This window comes from Cryobacterium sp. SO2, assembly GCF_026151165.2.
Lineage (GTDB): Bacteria > Actinomycetota > Actinomycetes > Actinomycetales > Microbacteriaceae > Cryobacterium.
Window position 1 is genome coordinate 885,078 of the sequence record NZ_CP117849.1, and the last position, 16,437, is coordinate 901,514.

16 protein-coding genes are annotated in these 16,437 nt (G+C 70.1%); 6 read left to right on the plus strand and 10 right to left on the minus strand.

What is annotated here, in order from left to right:
• Window positions 1–5: 5 nt before the first annotated feature.
• The gene (locus BJQ94_RS03995; protein ID WP_265400781.1) at window positions 6–845 is read right to left on the minus strand and encodes a Cof-type HAD-IIB family hydrolase; all 840 of its coding nucleotides are present in this window, start codon (window positions 843–845) and stop codon (window positions 6–8) included.
• Between the two features lie 91 nt (window positions 846–936).
• On the opposite strand from BJQ94_RS03995, the gene BJQ94_RS04000 reads away from it, so the two are divergent.
• Window positions 937–1,314 (plus strand): VOC family protein, encoded by a 378-nt coding sequence (locus BJQ94_RS04000; RefSeq protein WP_265400782.1) that lies wholly within the window; start codon window positions 937–939, stop codon window positions 1,312–1,314.
• A 21-nt stretch (window positions 1,315–1,335) separates the two neighbouring features.
• Here the strand turns inward: BJQ94_RS04000 and BJQ94_RS04005 are convergent, their stop codons facing one another.
• Window positions 1,336–2,445 (minus strand): NADH:flavin oxidoreductase/NADH oxidase, encoded by a 1,110-nt coding sequence (locus BJQ94_RS04005; protein WP_265400783.1) that lies wholly within the window; start codon window positions 2,443–2,445, stop codon window positions 1,336–1,338.
• Between the two features lie 22 nt (window positions 2,446–2,467).
• On the opposite strand from BJQ94_RS04005, the gene BJQ94_RS04010 reads away from it, so the two are divergent.
• The 4 genes from BJQ94_RS04010 to BJQ94_RS04025 are packed head-to-tail and all read left to right on the plus strand — an operon-like array spanning window position 2,468 to window position 6,290.
• Window positions 2,468–3,310: an ADP/ATP-dependent (S)-NAD(P)H-hydrate dehydratase gene (locus BJQ94_RS04010; protein WP_265400784.1), complete on the plus strand. Its 843-nt coding sequence runs from the start codon at window positions 2,468–2,470 to the stop codon at window positions 3,308–3,310.
• Between the two features lie 55 nt (window positions 3,311–3,365).
• Entirely contained in the window at window positions 3,366–4,649 is a 1,284-nt protein-coding gene (locus BJQ94_RS04015) for a glycosyltransferase 87 family protein (RefSeq protein WP_265400785.1), read from the plus strand.
• 5 nt (window positions 4,650–4,654) lie between these two features.
• The gene (locus BJQ94_RS04020) at window positions 4,655–4,978 is read left to right on the plus strand and encodes a thiamine-binding protein (RefSeq protein WP_265400786.1); all 324 of its coding nucleotides are present in this window, start codon (window positions 4,655–4,657) and stop codon (window positions 4,976–4,978) included.
• 34 nt (window positions 4,979–5,012) lie between these two features.
• Window positions 5,013–6,290 (plus strand): MFS transporter, encoded by a 1,278-nt coding sequence (locus BJQ94_RS04025; protein WP_265400787.1) that lies wholly within the window; start codon window positions 5,013–5,015, stop codon window positions 6,288–6,290.
• 23 nt (window positions 6,291–6,313) lie between these two features.
• Here the strand turns inward: BJQ94_RS04025 and BJQ94_RS04030 are convergent, their stop codons facing one another.
• From BJQ94_RS04030 to BJQ94_RS04065, 8 genes are all read right to left on the minus strand, one after another.
• On the minus strand, window positions 6,314–6,985 hold the full coding sequence (locus BJQ94_RS04030; protein WP_265400788.1) for a response regulator transcription factor: 672 nt from the start codon (window positions 6,983–6,985) through the stop codon (window positions 6,314–6,316).
• Window positions 6,986–7,042: 57 nt separating this feature from the next.
• A complete protein-coding gene (locus BJQ94_RS04035) occupies window positions 7,043–8,317 on the minus strand; it encodes a hypothetical protein (RefSeq protein WP_265400789.1) in 1,275 nt (424 codons plus the stop codon).
• Window positions 8,317–9,486 (minus strand): ATP-binding protein, encoded by a 1,170-nt coding sequence (locus BJQ94_RS04040; RefSeq protein WP_265400790.1) that lies wholly within the window; start codon window positions 9,484–9,486, stop codon window positions 8,317–8,319. Before BJQ94_RS04040 ends, BJQ94_RS04035 begins: the two co-directional genes overlap by 1 nt.
• 54 nt (window positions 9,487–9,540) lie before the next feature.
• The gene (locus tag BJQ94_RS04045) at window positions 9,541–10,206 is read right to left on the minus strand and encodes a hypothetical protein (RefSeq protein ID WP_265400791.1); all 666 of its coding nucleotides are present in this window, start codon (window positions 10,204–10,206) and stop codon (window positions 9,541–9,543) included.
• Window positions 10,193–11,620, minus strand: a complete 1,428-nt coding sequence (locus BJQ94_RS04050) for a DUF4389 domain-containing protein (protein ID WP_265400792.1) — start codon at window positions 11,618–11,620, stop codon at window positions 10,193–10,195. Before BJQ94_RS04050 ends, BJQ94_RS04045 begins: the two co-directional genes overlap by 14 nt.
• 95 nt (window positions 11,621–11,715) lie before the next feature.
• Complete coding sequence (locus BJQ94_RS04055; protein WP_265400793.1) at window positions 11,716–12,930, minus strand: homoserine O-acetyltransferase; 1,215 nt, start codon at window positions 12,928–12,930, stop codon at window positions 11,716–11,718.
• Window positions 12,931–12,988: 58 nt separating this feature from the next.
• The gene (locus BJQ94_RS04060; RefSeq protein WP_265400794.1) at window positions 12,989–14,317 is read right to left on the minus strand and encodes a bifunctional o-acetylhomoserine/o-acetylserine sulfhydrylase; all 1,329 of its coding nucleotides are present in this window, start codon (window positions 14,315–14,317) and stop codon (window positions 12,989–12,991) included.
• A gap of 159 nt (window positions 14,318–14,476) precedes the next feature.
• Window positions 14,477–15,577, minus strand: coding sequence for an acyltransferase family protein (locus tag BJQ94_RS04065; protein WP_265400795.1), 1,101 nt, complete (start codon window positions 15,575–15,577; stop codon window positions 14,477–14,479).
• 29 nt (window positions 15,578–15,606) lie between these two features.
• Here BJQ94_RS04065 and BJQ94_RS04070 point away from each other — a divergent pair, with 29 nt between their 5' ends.
• Window positions 15,607–16,404 (plus strand): SDR family NAD(P)-dependent oxidoreductase, encoded by a 798-nt coding sequence (locus BJQ94_RS04070; RefSeq protein WP_265400796.1) that lies wholly within the window; start codon window positions 15,607–15,609, stop codon window positions 16,402–16,404.
• Window positions 16,405–16,437 lie beyond the last annotated feature (33 nt).

Consider the following 16,437-nt stretch of genomic DNA (forward strand, 5'->3'; position numbering starts at 1 on the left):
TGCTGTCAAGCCAGCTCGGGCGCGAGGTTCGGCAGTGCGGCGAGGATGCTCGTGATGACGCCCTCGTCGAGGTTCGACGGTGCCTGGTGCCTGGCGCGGGCACGGATGCTCTGGTGCGCGTTGGCGACCGCGTAGGAGTGCCCCGCCGCGTCGAGCAACTCGGTGTCGTTGAGGTAGTCACCGAACGCCATGGTCTGTTCCCGGCTGATGCCGAGGTGCTTCTGCAGCTGGATCAGCGCCTTGCCCTTGTTGGCGCCAGGGCGCATGATGTCGACCCAGTTCTCGCCGGAGATGACGACGTCGGCGGGCAGGCCGAGGGCGAGCACGGCAGGCCCGGTTCGGGTCTCCGCCCGGCCGGCGTCGAAGATGGCGAGCTTGAGCACGTCGTCGGCCGCCGCGGCTGCCAGCACGTCGTCGACGATCTCGAGGGCCGCGTAGTACGGGCGGACGTGGGCGACGAACGCCTCGTCGTCGCGTTCGATATAAGCACTCCGGGCGCCGCACAGGACGATGCCGAGGTCGGCGCCGGCGGCGGCCGTGGAGCGCACCCACTCGACGACGGGGGCGATGATCGCAGGGACGACGGTCTCCAAGGCGATGGTGGTGCCGTCCTGCACGATATTCGTGCCGTTCTCGGCGATGTAGACCAGCCCGGCCCTGTCGCCGAAGACGGCCTGCAGGGTCTGGTACTGGCGTCCGCTCGCCGGCACGAAGACGATCCCGGCCGCCAGCAGCCGGTCGAGCACCGGCCAGAAGTTCTCGGGCACCTGCCCGTCGGCGTCGAGCAGAGTGCCGTCCATGTCGGAGGCGATGAGGCGGATGTCGGCCGGCGTGGAAGAGGTCATTTGAGCCATTTTACCGCTGGGCGATCCGGCCCTCGCCGCCCCGGCACGCGCGGCGTACGCTGATCGGCAGAAAAGGAAGTGAGGTCATCTCATGTTGAGTCAATTGGAACCGGCCGCTGTCCTGCCGGCCAGGGACATCAAGCGGGCACGGTCGTTCTACAAGGAGAAGCTGGGCCTGGAGCCCGTTGACGTGCGCGAGGGGGAGATGCGTTTCCGCGCCCCGTCCGGCGCCGAGGTCCTGGTCTACGAGACCGAGAACGCGGGCACGGCCAAGAACACGGCCCTGCTCTGGATGGCCAAGGACGTCAACGCCGAGGTCGCGCGGTTGCGTGAGGCCGGCGTGGTGTTCGAGGAATACGACATGCCGGGGCTGAAGACCGAGAACGGCATCGCCACCACCGACCAGGAACGCGCCGCGTGGTTCAAGGACTCTGAGGGCAACATCATTTGTGTGGCCCAGGAGCTCTAGTGGGCCAAGAGCTCTAGCTCTCTACAGCTCGGGCCAGGCCGCCCGCAGGTATTGGCCGGGCCAGTAGTCCAGCTGCACGCCGAGTTCATGCGCTGCCCGCAGGGGGAAATGCGGGTCGCGCAGGAACTCTCGGCCGAGCATCACGGCATCCGCCGCGCCGGACGCGACGATCGCGTTGGCCTGGCTGGCCGTGGTGATCAGGCCGACGGCGTTCACCGGCACAGCGGCGTTGTCCTTCACGAATCGCGCCAGCGGAACCTGGTAGCCGGGCGCGAGCGGGATGCTCACACCGGTGACGTTGCCGCCGGAGGAGATGTCGAAGAAGTCGGCACCCGCCTCGGCGGCCCAGCCGGCGACGACAGCGGTCTCCTCCACGCTCCAGCCGTCCACCGCGTAGTCGGTGGCCGAGAACCGCACGAGCAGCGGAACACTCTCGCCCACCTCGGCGCGGACGGCCGCCACGACGCGCAGCAGCAGCCTGGCGCGGTTCTGCAGCGACCCGCCGAACTCGTCGGTGCGCCGGTTGCTGAGCGGGGACAGGAACTGGTGCAGGAGGTAGCCGTGCGCGGCATGCAGTTCGAGCACGTCGAAACCGGCGGTGAGGGCGCGCCTCGCCGCGGCGACGAAGTCCGCGACGACGGCATCGATGCCGGCCGGGTCCAGCGGCGCCGGGTCGGCATAGCCGGGGAAGGGGACGGCAGAGGGAGCGAGGGTGGGCCAGCCGCCCTGGGCGGTGGGTACCGTGCCGCGCTCCGAGGCGCCCCAGGCCGGCCAGGTGGAGGCCTTGCGTCCGGCGTGGGCGAGTTGCACACCGGCGGCCGCACCCTGGGCGTGCAGATGGGCGACGATGCGTGCCCAGGCCGCGGTCTGCTCGTCGTTCCAGAGGCCGGTGTCCCGGTCGGTGATGCGACCCTCCGGGCTGACCGCCGTCGCCTCCGCCACAATCAGGCCCGCACCGCCGGCGGCCAGCGACCCGAGGTGCACAAGATGCCAGTCGGTGGGAACGCCGTCGCGCTGCTGCACCGAGTACTGGCACATGGGCGCGACCCAGAGCCGATTGCGGATGTCGACGCCACGCAGTGTGATCGGGTCGAAGAGCGAGACGGCGGGGGCTGCGCAGGTTTCAGACACCGAAACAACCTATCGTGAGTGCATGGCGAAACCACGACGATGGCTGGAATGGGAAGCCGAGCAGGCGCGCGACTGGATCGCGGTGCCGCAGGCCACCGACGACAAGTACAGTCGCGGCGTGCTCGGCGTGCGGACCGGGTCCACCGCGTACCCCGGTGCCGCGGTTCTCGGGGTTGAGGCCGCGAGCCGCACCGGCGTCGGCATGCTGCGCTACCTCGGACCCAAGCGGGTCGCCGCCCTGGTGCTGCAGCGCCGCCCGGAGGTGGTGACCGCGGACGGACGGGTGCAGGCGTGGCTGCTGGGCTCGGGGATGGACGCCGGCGCGCGCAGTGCGGAGACCACGACGCGCCTGCAGAAGGCGTTGCGGCAGGGCTTGCCGACCGTGCTCGACGCCGGCGCGCTCGACCTTGTCGCCGCCGGCACCGGCGCGAGGGTGATCACCCCGCACTACCGGGAACTGGCCGGGCTGCTCGCCCGCTCCGGTGAGACCGTGCAGGCGGAGGAGATCGCGCGGGATCCGGGGGAGTGGGCCATCCGTGCCGCCGGTCTGCTGGGGGTGACCGTACTGCTGAAGGGCGGCACGACCTACCTCGCCTCACCGTCGGGGATTCGGTTGACGGTGTCCGGGGCGCCGCCCTGGTTGGCGACGGCCGGGTCGGGGGACGTGCTCGGTGGCATCCTCGGCGCCCTGTTGGCGACCCACGCCGCACGCATCGACGCGGATGCCGACGCCCTGGCGGCCCTGGCGGCCACGGCGGCGTTCCTGCACGCGTCCGCAGCCAGCCGGGCCTCGGGCGGCGGACCCATCGTGGCGCTGGACATCGCCGAGGCGGTTCCGGCGACGATCGCGGCGCTGCTGGCCTGAGCCGGTGCCCCACGTCGCCGTGCCTGGCAGCCGCGCCCCTGTGCCACAGTGGAACGTGCCCGAATCCCCGCCTCCCGCCCGCCCGGCCGTGACACCGGCGTCGCGGTCGCTGCTCCGCCGACCCGTGACCCTCTGGGCCGGTTTTGTGCTCGTGCATGTCGTGCTCGTCGCACTCAACCTGAGCGGGATCGGCTGGCCGCTCGGCGATGTGGAGCGGGTCTACCTGGGCTGGGCAGAGGGCACGGTGTCCGGGGCCGTGCGGCTGGGCATCGACACCGACTTCGTCTACCCGATCCTGGCCCTCGCCCCGATCCTCGCGGCGCTGGTTTTCGGCGCGCCGCTGTACGCGCTCACCTGGCTGGGCCTGGTGACTCTCCTCAACGGCGTAGCGTTCGGCGTGCTGATCGGCCGCCGGCCCGGCCGGGCCGCGGCCGCCGCCGCGTGGTGGTGGCTGGCCTTCCTGCTGCTGCTCGGACCCGTCGGGCTCGCCCGGATCGATTCGGTGACGGCGCCGCTGGCGATCCTCGGACTGCTGTGGCTGCGTACCCGGCCGTTCTGGGGCGCGGTGCTGTTGAGCGTGGCCACCTGGGTGAAGGTCTGGCCGGTCGCGGCGATCATCGCCCTCGCCGTGGCGTCGAAGCGGCGCTGGCAGGTGATCGGCGCATTCGCCGGCACCTCGGCGATCATCATCGGCGTGGCCATGCTGGCCGGCAGTGGGCTCACCATCCTCAGCTTCGTCACCGAGCAGACCGACCGGGGTCTGCAGATCGAAGCCCCCGTGGCCTCCTGGTGGCTGTGGTCATCCGCTCTCGGGTTCCCCGGCACCGTGGTCTACTACGACCAGGAGATCCTGACCTACCAGGTCATCGGTGCGGGCACCGACGCCGCGATCGCGTTGATGACCCCGCTGCTGGTGCTCTGCGTCGCCGCGGTGCTGCTGCTGGGCTGGCGGGCCCAGCGCGCCGGCGCGAGCGTGGATGTGTTGTTCCCGCCGTTGCTCCTCGCGCTGGTGCTCACGCTCATCTCCATCAACAAGGTCGGCTCGCCCCAGTTCATGACCTGGCTGGCCGCGCCGATCATCCTCGGCCTGGTGTCCTGGCCGCGCGCCTGGCGGGGACCTGCGGCCGTGGCCCTCGTGGTGGCCGGACTCACCCAGCTGGTCTACCCGTACTTCTACAACGGCCTGCTCGCCACGACCCCCACCATGGTGTTCGTGTTGTCGCTGCGGAACCTGCTCGAACTGGTGCTGCTGGTGTGGATGGGCGTGCGCGTCTGGAAGCTCGGCACCGCCACCCCCGTACCCGGTGCCGACCGGCACCGTCCGATCCTGAAGGAGTAATCATCGTGCTTGTCGCATTCTCAGTCGCCCCCTCCGGCGGTCACTCCGATTCCGTGCACGACGCCGTGGCCGCCGCCGTGCGGGTGGTGCGCGAATCCGGCCTGCCCCACCACACCGACTCCATGTTCACCACCATCGAGGGTGACTGGGACGAGGTGTTCGCCGTCGTCAAAGCCGCCACGGATGCCGTCGGCGCGTTCGGCACGCGGGTGTCCCTGGTGCTCAAGGCGGATATCCGCCCCGGCTACACCGGCGAACTGACCGCCAAGCTCGAGCGGCTCGAGGCGGCCATCGAGGAGTCCGCCGACGGGGCGCCCGCCGGCGCGTAACCCGGCCGGCACAGTCGGCCCGTAGTCTGGGTCGATGCCCTCAACTTCCTCAGGGGCGGCGCCCCTGTCGCCGGCCCGCATCCGTCTTGCCCTGCTCGCGCTCGCGCTCGGCGGCTTCGCGATCGGCTCGACGGAGTTCGTGGCGATGGGGCTGCTGCCGAACCTGGCCGCCGACCTGCTGCCCGGCCTGTACGCGTCGTCGCCGGACGCCGCGAACGCGCAGGCCGGCTGGCTGATCTCCGCCTATGCCCTCGGCGTGGTGGTCGGGGCGCCCACCATCGCGGCGGCGGCGGCCAGATGGCCCCGCAAGCAGCTGCTGCTGGCCCTGCTCGCGGCCTTCACGGTTGCCACGCTCGCCTCCGCGCTGCTGCCCAGCTTCGGCCTGGTGCTGGTGGCCCGGTTCGTGTCCGCGCTGCCGCACGGAGCCTACTTCGGGATCGCGTCGCTCGTCGCGGCCGAGCTGATGGGGCCGGGCAAACGGGCCCGCGGGGTGGCCATCGTGCTGTCGGGGCTCACCATCGCCAACGTCATCGGGGTGCCGTCGATCACCTGGCTCGGGCAGGTCGCCGGCTGGCGGGTGTCATACGTGGCGGTCGCCGCCCTGTTCGCCGTGACGTTCGTCGCCGTGATCGCGGCGGTGCCGTTCCAGTCCGGCAACCCTGGCGCCACCATGCGGAGCGAATTGCGAGCCTTCGGTCGTCTGCAGGTGTGGTTCGCGCTGTTGATCGGGGCCGTCGGCTTCGGCGGCCTGTTCGCCGTCTACACCTACGTGGCGCCCCTCGTGATCGAGATCACCGGACTACCCGCCGTGGCGGTGCCGCTGGTGCTCGTGGTGGTGGGCCTGGGCATGACGGTGGGCAACTTCGTCGGCGGCGCGCTCGCCGACCGCAGTGTGCGGCGCACCATGTACACGTTCTTCGGGGTGATGCTCGCGGCGCTGCTGCTGCTGGCTTTCTCCGCGCAGACCCTGGCCGGGCTGCTGATCGGCGTGTTCCTGGTCGGCGGGTCGGCGTCGGCGCTGTCGCCGACCATCCAGACCCGGCTGATGGATGTCGCGCACGAAAGCCAGTCGATCGCGGCCGCCCTCAACCACTCGGCGCTCAACCTCGGCAACGCACTGGGTGCGTACCTGGGCGGGGTCGTGGTCGCCGCCGGGCTCGGCTACCTGGCGCCGATCTGGGTCGGCTTCGGCCTGAGCGTGCTGGGGGTCGGGCTGGCCGCGGCGACGTTCGCCATCGACCGCAACCGTCGGCGCCGCGGCGTGGACGTGCCCTACGGGACGCAGCTGATCGACGTCATCAGCCCGAACTGAGGTGGTCGGCGCCGCCGTGCCGTCTAGTCCGACTGCAGCAGGATACCGTCGTGGATGGCGCGCTTGCGCAGCGCGACCTTGGTGCCCACGTCGAATCCGGCCAGGCGGTACTTCTCGCGGATCCGCTTGAGGTACGACTTCGCCGTCTCCTCGGAGATGCCGAGCTGGTGCGCGACGGCCTTGACCGGCTCCCCGGCTCCGTACAACGCCATGACCCGGCGTTCCTGGGCGCTGAGCCGCGGCGAGGTGCCGGCCGACCCGCTGTGCAGGGCGAGGTCGAGTTCGGCCGAGATGTACGACTCGCCCTCATTGGCGGCGTGGATGGCGTCGACGATCGTGCCGGCCTCCTCGGTCTTCACGAGGTAGCCCAGCGCCCCGGCGGCCAGGGCCTCACGCACGAGGGCCGGTTCGGAGTACGTGCTCATCAGGACCGTTTTCACCCCCGCCGTCTTGAGGGTGGAGATCTTCAGCGACACCGGGATGTTGTCCTTGAGGTCGAGGTCCAGGAGCACAACGTCGACGGGGAACTCCGGGTGGGTGAGGAGCTCCGGCCAGGTGGTCACGGCGGCGACCATGTTGATGTCGTCCGCTGCGCCCCTGATCCATTCGGTCAGTGCCCCGAGGAGCATTCGATGATCATCTACCAGCGCCAACCGGATGGGATTGCCGATGAGCGTCACTGCTGCGTTCGTCACTGCTGCCTCCTGTTGCCTTGTTCCCCCGTCAAATGGCACTCGCGCCGGCTGGCGCGGCTACGCATCCGCGGGATTGTCAATACTGCATTCGATATCGACGTGGAGTTGTCCACTTCGTACCGAATCGATATGAGGGCCGACCGCTCGGATCGCCTGCCACGTCTCCGGGTCGACGCGCCGCCGAGGTACGCCCTCGATGACAATCTGGATCGGAAACCGCAACATCTCGCCGATGGCGTGGCCGCTGGTGCGGCCCAACGGCCCGAACACAAGCGAAACCGTCGGCTCCGCCCCATCCGTGTCGCTGATCAGAAGCCATATTGCCAGAAGAAGGGCGTCCCGCTGCACCGGGGAGAGCTGGCCGGCCAGCCCGGCGGGGTCGTCGAGGTTCACGGCGGGGCCGAGAAACTCGGACTCGGTGAGCGCGTGGTGCAGCCAGGTTTCCCGGCGTCCCTCGATGAGATGCAGGCGCAGCTGGGTGGCCAGTGCCGCGGCCGCCGCTGACTTCGCGGCGCTCAACGGCAGGGCGGTGCGGCCTGTGGCAACGTCATCGAGCAGTGTCTCGGCGTCGAGGTCGATGCGAGCGAGCTCCTCGGACGCCAGCATGCCGACCGCCGACGAGGACTGGGTGACGGTGCTCTGCACGAGCACCAGGTCGAGTTCGCGCTGCACCATCCGCCGGAAGACGCGCACAACGGATACCCCCAGCAATGGGGGGAAGATGCACAGCCCGATTGTGAGGATCGCGGGAGCCAGGACCAGCGAATCGGTGCGCGCGGCCGTGAGCGACCCTGCCGCAACGACGGCGCCGAGCACGAGGGTCGCCGCCACGATGTCGCGTCCGCGCCGCACGGTGACGAGGACGGTGAACAGCGCGCCGACGGCGGCCGCGGCCGTGGGGAAGGTGCCGACGGCATCGCCCCGGCCGTAGCCGGCCAGGTCGAGACCCACGATGAGTTCGCCGGTGGCCAGAACGGTGAGGAACAACCAGGTGGGCATCCGGTTGGGCAGCCGGTTGATGGCGACCAGGGTGGCGGCGCCGGCGGCGAGCAGGACCGCCCACGCGACCAGTGTGGGCATCGGGTTCGGGTAGAGCTCCCACTGCACCGCGAAACGCCAGAGCAGGAAGAGGGCGACGAACGCTCCGCTCAGCGAGACGCCGACGCCGAGGTGGCGACCGCCGAGGCCGGTGCGGTTCGCACGGGTGGTGTCGACGGTGCGCTGGGGCCGGCGGAAGGTGCGCCGTCTCTCGTCGCGCTGGTCATCGAGCAGCTGCCGGTGGGCTCGTTCGGCGGGGCCGTTGCCGGCCTCCACTGACACGGCTCCGGGCATCACTTGGGCACCTCGAGGACCACCGTGGTGCCGGACCCGGGGGAGGAGAACAGGCGAGCGCTGCCGCCGACATCGCGCAGCCTGGCCACCACGGATTCGGCGAATCCGAGCCGTTCGGTGCTGACGGCTGTGAGATCGAAGCCCTTGCCGGCATCCGTGACCATGGCACGCACCGTGGTGTCGTCGTCGGAGATCGTGACGTCGGCGCGGGTGACGCCGGAGTGCCGGCGGACGTTCTCCAGGCACTCGCCCAGGGCCAGCAGGAACGAATCGAGCACGTCGCTGGGCAGCAGCACCTGGCCGCTGCCGTGCCAGTCCACCTCGAGGCCCATCCGGCCGAAGCGTTGCTTGACCGACTCCAGGGTGCTGCCCAGGGTCGACGTGCTCGCCGGCTCAAGGGTGTACACGCCGGAGCGGCTGGGGGTGGGCAGTCCGCCCAGCCGCAGCTGGCGCAGCAGCCGGGCGTCGTCGCCGGACTGCTGCCGGAGGGCGGCCGGGCTCACTCCGACACCGGAGTGCGCGAGCAGGGTGAGGGTGGCCAGGACGGTGTCGTGCAGCAGCCTGGCACCCTGCCGGCGTTGTGCCTCCAGCTCGCTGGCGTGCCGTTCGGCCTGGTGGGCCCGGCCGATCGCCGCGATGCGCTGCAGCACGCGGGGGACGCTCTGGGCGATCCACCAGCCGCCCAGCGACAGCGCCGCCCAGCCGCACACGGTGAGGGCGAGGGGCAGCACAGAGCCGCCGGCCGAGATCGTGACCAGGGAGACGCTGGCCACCGTGATGCCGAAGGAGGCGAAGAGCACGATCTGGCGGCGCGGCCCGACGACCAGGACGGGGGCGACGCAGCTGACCATCGCGGCGGCGACACTGCCGATGACGGCTTCCTCGACCACGTTGAGGCCGATCTGCGCCGTCGACATGAGCCCGACGAGGAGCACGATGGCGGTGCCCAGCACCACGATCGGTACGATCCAGCGGATGGCGCCGGTGCGGCCGAGCAGATACTGGCAGCCGAGGATCAGCAGCGTCAGCGGCACGACCACCAGGACCACCGGCACCCTGACACCGCCGGGAACCGCGAGGTAGGCGAGCGTCGTCACCGATCCTGCCGCGCCGGTCACCCGGGCGGCCCGGCGAAGGACGCGGTCTCGCTCTTTGGCGATGCGTGGCATGGATGCTGGCTCCTCGTGAGTGCTCTAACAGCACCCTAGCGGCCTCGTTGTCTTTTAGACCGGTTGACTAGGACTTTTGGTTCGCAGTATGCCCACAAGGACCAGCCCGCTGGTGAGAGCCATGCCGACCGCCATGAGGACCCCGGCGAGCATGCCGATCAGCAGGACGACGGCGGCCGATTGGCCAGGTTGCCACAGCGGAGTCGCGACAGCGAAAAAGACCGCCAGTCCGGCGCACCAGGCCGCCGCGCTGCCGGCGATCCACCAGCCGGCGGCCCGCCGGTGCCTCTTCAGCTCCGTCCACTGGGCGATGCCGATGCTGGTGAGCAGCAGCACCCCGGCGGCCAGACCGACGCCGAGTTGTGCGGGTGCCGGCCAGCGCTGCCAGACATCGGCCCATTCGGCCGGCAGCAGGCCGATGAACCACGCCACCGAGGCGCCGATGGCGGTGGCGCCCACCCAGCGGGACCTGGACAGCGCGGGTATCCGGCTGCGGAGCACCGTCGCCTGGGTCCAGCCCAGAACTGTTCCCTCCAGCGCCCCGGCGAGGATCAGCGCCGGAACCCGGACGGGCGCGTCGCCGAAAGCCAGCTGGGCCAGCGCGGGGGCGAGGAAGCCGACACTCTCGCCGAGACTGACCCAGAAGAGCCAGTACCGCAGGAACCTGTCGTCGGGGTGCGGGCGGACCGCGGAGGCTGCGCCCTGCCTATCGACCGTCATGGGGCGCAACGATAGTGCCGGGGTCGACCGGTCCCTGGTCCAGCCGGAACGGCGGGTACTCGTCGCGCATCAGGGCCGTGTAGACGATCACCCGGTAGACCCAGCGATTGAGGCCGAGGATGAAGTTGAAGAGACCGCGCCGGTACCGCCCGCTGAACAGCAGGATCACGGCGGCGATGAGCACGAGCAGCCCGAGGAGGGAGAAGCCGGTGGTCCTGGTCCAACCGTCGGCCGTGCTCCGTGTCCAGGCCTGCGTGCCGCCCGTGATGATCGCCACGATGAGCAGGTGCGGGATCGCCAGGAGCCACCACTTCACCAGCACCAGCCCGTGTGAGAGCCGCTCGGGGTAGTCCACTTCGAAGTCTGCGGGGTAGTCGGTGGCAGCGAGGCTGAACGGCGGGTACCTGTCGGTGCCGAGCGCGGAGTACGCGTAGAAGCCCACCCGCCAGTTCCAGCGCAGCACGCCCACGTTGTAGTTGAAGATGGCACGCGGGTACCGGCCGGTGAAGAGGATGGCGAAGCCGGCCACGATCGTGCTCACCGCGAAACCGACCCAGAGGAAGAACAGCACGATCACGTGTGGGATCACCAGAATCCACTTGACCAGCCAGAGCGCCCGCGACAGGTCGGGGTCCAGTCCGCCGTTCAGCCGGGCGGGGTAGTCGGCGCCCGGCCGGTCGGGGTCAGTCGGCACGGCCGGCACAGCCGGTGCGGCCGGTCCGGTGCGGCTCGACGGCGCCGGCCCTCCGCGGCCCAGCCCGATGACGCCCAGCACCACCAGCACCAGTCCGATGATCAGGGTGAGGATGCCGATCGCCAACAGCACCGCCGCGGCGGGAGCCAGCAGCCCACTGCGCACCCCGGCGCGGAGCTCGACGTCGACGGGGCGGCTGGCATCGGCGTTCATCACCACGACGGCCCATGAGCCGGGCTGCACCTGCCAGGTGATGTCCTGGGTGCCCGGCCCGGCCGCCGACGCCACCCAGATGTCCTGCTGCGCCGGTGCCGCGGGGCGCTCCGACCCCGCGATGTCCCTGTACCGCACCCGGAACGGGTTGGTCTGGATGCTGCGCACCTCGGAGTGGGCGACTCCGGCGAGGTAGTCGTCGACATCGGCTTGCGGGGCGATCCCGATGAACACCGCGGCAGAGTCGGAGCCCGTCGCCTCCAGCCTGATCCTGGCGATGTCCAGGTTGAGCGGGGCCGGGGTGTCTGTGCTGGTGACCGGTCCGAGGGGCGGGCTGGTGAGGGCATAGCTCTCTGTCGCGAACGACGCGGAGCGGCTGGTGAAGTAGCCGTTCTGGCCCTGGGCCCCATTGGCTATCGCTGCGATTGTGCCGACCGTGACAAGCCCGACACCGAGCAGAGTAAGGATTGTGCCGATCAGCAGCATGATCAGGGGGCCGGGTTTCATGACGACGGATCCTTTCCGCGCGGGCCGAATTCACTCAGACTTCTCCCGAACAGCGCTGCTGTCAACCCGCCGCCGTCGCACCGCCGGCAGCCTGGTCAGTCGAGCAGCCGCCGCAACTGTGCGCCGATGGCCGCGTTCTCGATCAGGAATCCGTCGTGGCCGTAACCGGACTCGAGCACGACGGGCGTGCCGGGCACCGGCCCGACACCGAGCGCGTGCGGCACTCCCGCCGCGATGACCCGCTGTCCCTCGACGGGGAACAACCTGTCGCTGTCGATGCCGACAACGAGGGTGCGCGCCTGGATGCGCCCCAGGGCTGCCGCGACCCCGCCGCGGCCTCGGCCGATGTCGTGCGAATTCATCGATTCGACCAGGGTGATGTAACTGTTCGCGTCGAACCGGCGGGTGAACTTGTTGCCGTGGAAGTCGAGGTACGACTCGACGGCGAACCGGCCGTTTCCGCCGAGCGGGCTGATGTCGCTCTGCCAGCTGCGTTCGAAGCGCACATTGAGCTCGGAGGGGCTGCGGTAGTTCAGCAGCGCCATCCGCCGGGCCAGGGCCAGGCCGCGGCTCGGGCCGTCGCCGGGATCGGCGTCGTAGTAGTCACCCGCCCGGAACAACGGGTCGGTGCGGATGGCCTCGATCTGCACCGAGTTGAGGGCGACCTGATCGGCGGTGGTGACCGGCGGAGCGGCCAGGACGCCCAGCCGGGCGACCCGGTCGGGCTGGTCGATGCCCCATTCGAGCACGTGCATGCCGCCCATCGACCCGCCGATGATGGCGGCCCACCGGTCGATGCCGAGCCGGTCGCTGAACGCGACCTGCGCGGCGACCTGGTCGCGGATGGTCAGGTACGGGAACCGGGGCCCCCACTCGGAGCCGTCCGGGGCGAGGGAACCCGGCCCGGTGCTGCCCTGGCAGCCGCCGAGCATGTTCGGCGCGACCACGAACCAGCGGTCGGTGTCGATGGCCAGGCCGGGACCGACGATGCCGCTCCACCAACCGGCGGTCGGATGCCCCGGCCCGGACGCGCCGACCAGGTGACTGTCTCCGGTGAGGGCGTGCAGCACGAGCACGGCGTTGTCACCCGCGGGGGAGAGCTCACCCCAGGTCTCATAGGCGATCCGCGCCGCGCCGAGGCGACCGCCCGCCTCCAGGTCCAGGGCCCCGATGTCGAGGAAACGGCGCGCCCCGACGGGGTCACCGTCCCGCCATCCGCCCGTCACGGGCGGTTTGCCCAGCAGCGAGCGCACCTGTGCGTCAGTGACGAAGGTGGACGGGACGGTGTCCTCGGAGAATTGCCATTCCATACGGCTCCATTGTGGCCAGTAATGCTGCGGAGCCGGGGTTTGTTACGTCACACAGCCGCTACGCGTTCGCGCGGGACGCGGCGACCACGGCTCTGGCGGCCGCGAGGCCGGCCTCGAGGTCGGCCGTGAGGTCGGCGAGGTTCTCGATGCCCACCGAGAGCCGCACCAGGCCCGGCGTCACACCGGCGGTGAGCTGCTGCTCCGGCGTGAGCTGCGCGTGCGTGGTGGAGGCCGGGTGGATCACCAGCGAGCGCACGTCGCCGATGTTGGCCAGGTGGCTGAACAGCGTGAGGTTGTCCACCAGCGCGCGGCCGGCATCCACCCCGCCCTTGAGCTCGAACGAGAGCACGGCGCCGACGCCCAGCGGGGCGTACTTGTTGGCCGCGGCGTACCAGGGGCTGGACGGCAGGCCGGCGTAGTTGACCGACGCGATGTCGGGGTGGTTCTCGAGGAACTCGGCGATCGCCTGCGCGTTGGACACGTGCCTCTCGAGGCGGAGGCTCAGCGTCTCGATGCCCTGGATGAGCTGCCAGGCGCTCGCCGGGGCGATGGCGCTGCCCAGGTCGCGCAGCAGCTGCACGCGGGCCTTGATGATGTAGGCGAGGGCGTCGCCGACCGCGGTGGTGTAGCTGGCGCCGTGGTACGACGGGTCGGGTTCGGTGAGCCCCGGGAACTTCTCGACGTTGGCCGACCACTCGAACAGGCCGCCGTCGACGACCACGCCGCCGATGATCGTGCCGTGGCCGCCGAGGAACTTGGTGGCCGAGTGCACGACGATGTCGGCCCCGTGCTCGAACGGGCGGATCAGGTAGGGCGTCGCGATGGTGTTGTCGACGATGAGCGGCACCCCGTTGGTGTGCGCGACCTCGGCGACGAGCGCGATGTCGAGGACGTTGATCTTGGGGTTGCCGATGGTCTCGGCGAAGAACAGCTTGGTGTTGGGCCGCACCGCGCGCGCCCACTCGGCCGCGTCGTCCTGGTCCTCGACGAAGGTGGTCTCGATGCCGAGCTTGGCGAGGGTGTACTTGAAGAGGTTGTACGTGCCGCCGTAGATCGAGCTGGACGACACGATGTGGTCGCCGGCCTGGGCGATGTTGAGCACGGCGAAGGTCGACGCCGCCTGGCCACTGGCCACCAGCAGCGCGCCGGTGCCGCCCTCGAGCGCGGCGACGCGCTCCTCGACCACGGCCTGGGTCGGGTTCTGGATGCGGGTGTAGATGTTGCCGAATTCGGCCAGCGCGAACAGGTTCTGGGCGTGCTCTGCGCTGTTGAAGACGTAGGAGGTGGTCTGGTAGATCGGCGTGGCCCGCGCGTTGGTGACGGGGTCGGGGCGGGCCCCGGAGTGGACCTGCTTGGTTTCGAACTTCCAGTCTGCGGAATCGCTCATGGGTCGGTCTCCCTGTTCGTGCCCGGGGTGGCTGCCCCGAGTGATTTACGGTGCGGAGCTGACCGCTCCGTCTCTCTGCAGCAACCATAGGCAGCACAGCCGGAGCCGACAACGGTGTGTGCAACACGGCGTCATCTGTTGGGCGCCTCAGCGGCTCGGCTACGGTTTGGCAGGTCCGTGCGGCAAAACAATGGTGCCCGTGTGGGTCGACGGTTCCTGCCGGAACAGCCACCGCAGCCTCGGTTCCACCAAGGGCCTGAAGACCCGTTTCACCACCGGGAGCGAGAGCAGCACCGAGATGCCGATGGCCAGCAGGATGATGGCCGGGAGCACCCAGACCGGCTGGGGCCCGTCGAGCACCCCGGTTTCCCGCAGCGGATAGAGCAGGAAGGTGTGCAGCAGGTAGATGTACATGGTGGCGGCGCCGAGCGGCGTGAACCAGGTGGCCCGGCGCGGCATCAGCATGAGGAAGGCCAGGATGAATCCGAACGAGGCGAGCATCAGGCCCAGCCGGATGACGCCGGCCCAGAATTCGTTGTAGCCGAACTGCCAGTAGGCCTCGTCGTAGAGCGTGAAACTGCGCAGCCGCAGGTCCCGCACGCCGACGATGTTCACGCCGATGCCCAGCGCCAAGGCGCCGAAGAGGGTGATGGCACCCGCCCGCCACCGCCAGACCAGGGCTGGAGACAGGTGCATCCAGGCGGCGGTGAGCGGCCACTGCCGCAGCTTCCAGCCGAACACGAAGAACGGCAGCAGCCCGAGGGTGCGCGACAGCGAGAAGGTGCTGTCGATGTCGCCGACGTAGCCGGCGCCCACCGAGATGGCGATGCTGATCAGCAGCGGGTAGCGCATCAGCACCAGGTAGGGCAGCGCGACCCGCCAGATCGCCAGGGCGATCAGGAACCAGAGCGTCCAGGACGGGCTGGAGTAGTCCACCTGCAGGGGGCCGCCGAGTCCCCAGGTGATGAGGGTCCAGATGCTCTCGAAGATCAGGTACGGGAAGATGACGTCGGTGACCAGCCGGTGCATCTGGCGCGGGCCGGGCGGCCCCGACTTGGCGAAGTAGCCGCTGACAGCCACGAACACCGGCACGTGGAACGCGTAGATGAACAGGTAGACGCCGTAGGCGGTGTCGGATTCGCCGATCAGCTTCAGGATCGCGTGACCGATCACCATGAGCGTGATGGCGATCCAGCGGGCGTTGTCCCAGAGGGGAACGCGGCGCTTGTGCTTGTGGGGTGCGTCGGTTGGCGAACTCATCGGGTCCATTCTCCGGGCAGAATAGGGCAATGGGCAAAAGAAGAGTCGTCGTCACCGGTGCGAGCAGCGGAATCGGAGCGGCCACAGTGCGCTTGTTCCGCGAGCACGGCTGGGATGTGGTGGGCGTGGCACGGCGGGCGGACCGCCTGCAGGCTCTCGCGGAGGAGACCGGCGCGGCCGTGTTCACAGCCGACCTCACCGTGCAGGCCGACGTGGACGCGCTGCGCGACTTCCTCGCGGCATCCGGTGAGGTGAACGCGCTGGTCAACAACGCCGGCGGCGCCAAGGGGCTCGACTCGGTCGAGACCGGACCCGTCGAGGACTGGGCCTGGATGTACGAGATCAACGTGCTCGCCGTGAAGCGGGTCACCAGCGCGCTGCTGCCGTTGCTGCGCGCGTCGGTCGCGACGGATGCCGCCGGCCCAGCCGCCGACGTCTCCGCCGACATCGTGAACATCACCTCCACCGCCGGGCACACCGCGTACATCGGCGGCGGCGGCTACAACGCCGCGAAGTTCGCCGCGCACGCCATGACCGAGGTGCTGCGCCTCGAGCTCAACGGGGAACCGATCCGCGTGATCGAGATCGCGCCCGGCATGGTGCAGACCGAGGAATTCGGCCTCGTGCGCTTCGGCGGCGACCCCGAGAAGGCGGCCGCCGCATACAACAACGTGGCCAACCCGCTCGTGGCCGAGGATGTGGCCGCGACCATCGTGGCCGCTGTCGAGATGCCCGCGCACGTGAACCTCGACCTCATCGTGGTCAAGCCCGTCGCCCAGGCCTCCACCACCCTGATCGCGCGCGGCCCGCTCGCCCCGCGCGTCTAGCCGGCTCGTCACCGACTGTTCCCCGAACGGACA

Bases quoted from the DNA above. Each gene is read 5' to 3' on its own strand.
- BJQ94_RS04035 (WP_265400789.1), bottom strand. From the start codon at position 8,317: ATGCCCGGAGCCGTGTCAGTGGAGGCCGGCAACGGCCCCGCCGAACGA.
- BJQ94_RS04025 (WP_265400787.1), top strand. From the start codon at position 5,013: ATGCCCTCAACTTCCTCAGGGGCGGCGCCCCTGTCGCCGGCCCGCATC.
- BJQ94_RS04060 (WP_265400794.1), bottom strand. From the start codon at position 14,317: ATGAGCGATTCCGCAGACTGGAAGTTCGAAACCAAGCAGGTCCACTCC.
- BJQ94_RS04055 (WP_265400793.1), bottom strand. From the start codon at position 12,930: ATGGAATGGCAATTCTCCGAGGACACCGTCCCGTCCACCTTCGTCACT.
- BJQ94_RS04065 (WP_265400795.1), bottom strand. From the start codon at position 15,577: ATGAGTTCGCCAACCGACGCACCCCACAAGCACAAGCGCCGCGTTCCC.
- BJQ94_RS04045 (WP_265400791.1), bottom strand. From the start codon at position 10,206: ATGACGGTCGATAGGCAGGGCGCAGCCTCCGCGGTCCGCCCGCACCCC.
- BJQ94_RS04000 (WP_265400782.1), top strand. From the start codon at position 937: ATGTTGAGTCAATTGGAACCGGCCGCTGTCCTGCCGGCCAGGGACATC.
- BJQ94_RS04010 (WP_265400784.1), top strand. From the start codon at position 2,468: ATGGCGAAACCACGACGATGGCTGGAATGGGAAGCCGAGCAGGCGCGC.
- BJQ94_RS04070 (WP_265400796.1), top strand. From the start codon at position 15,607: ATGGGCAAAAGAAGAGTCGTCGTCACCGGTGCGAGCAGCGGAATCGGA.
- BJQ94_RS04050 (WP_265400792.1), bottom strand. From the start codon at position 11,620: ATGAAACCCGGCCCCCTGATCATGCTGCTGATCGGCACAATCCTTACT.
- BJQ94_RS03995 (WP_265400781.1), bottom strand. From the start codon at position 845: ATGACCTCTTCCACGCCGGCCGACATCCGCCTCATCGCCTCCGACATG.
- BJQ94_RS04040 (WP_265400790.1), bottom strand. From the start codon at position 9,486: ATGCCACGCATCGCCAAAGAGCGAGACCGCGTCCTTCGCCGGGCCGCC.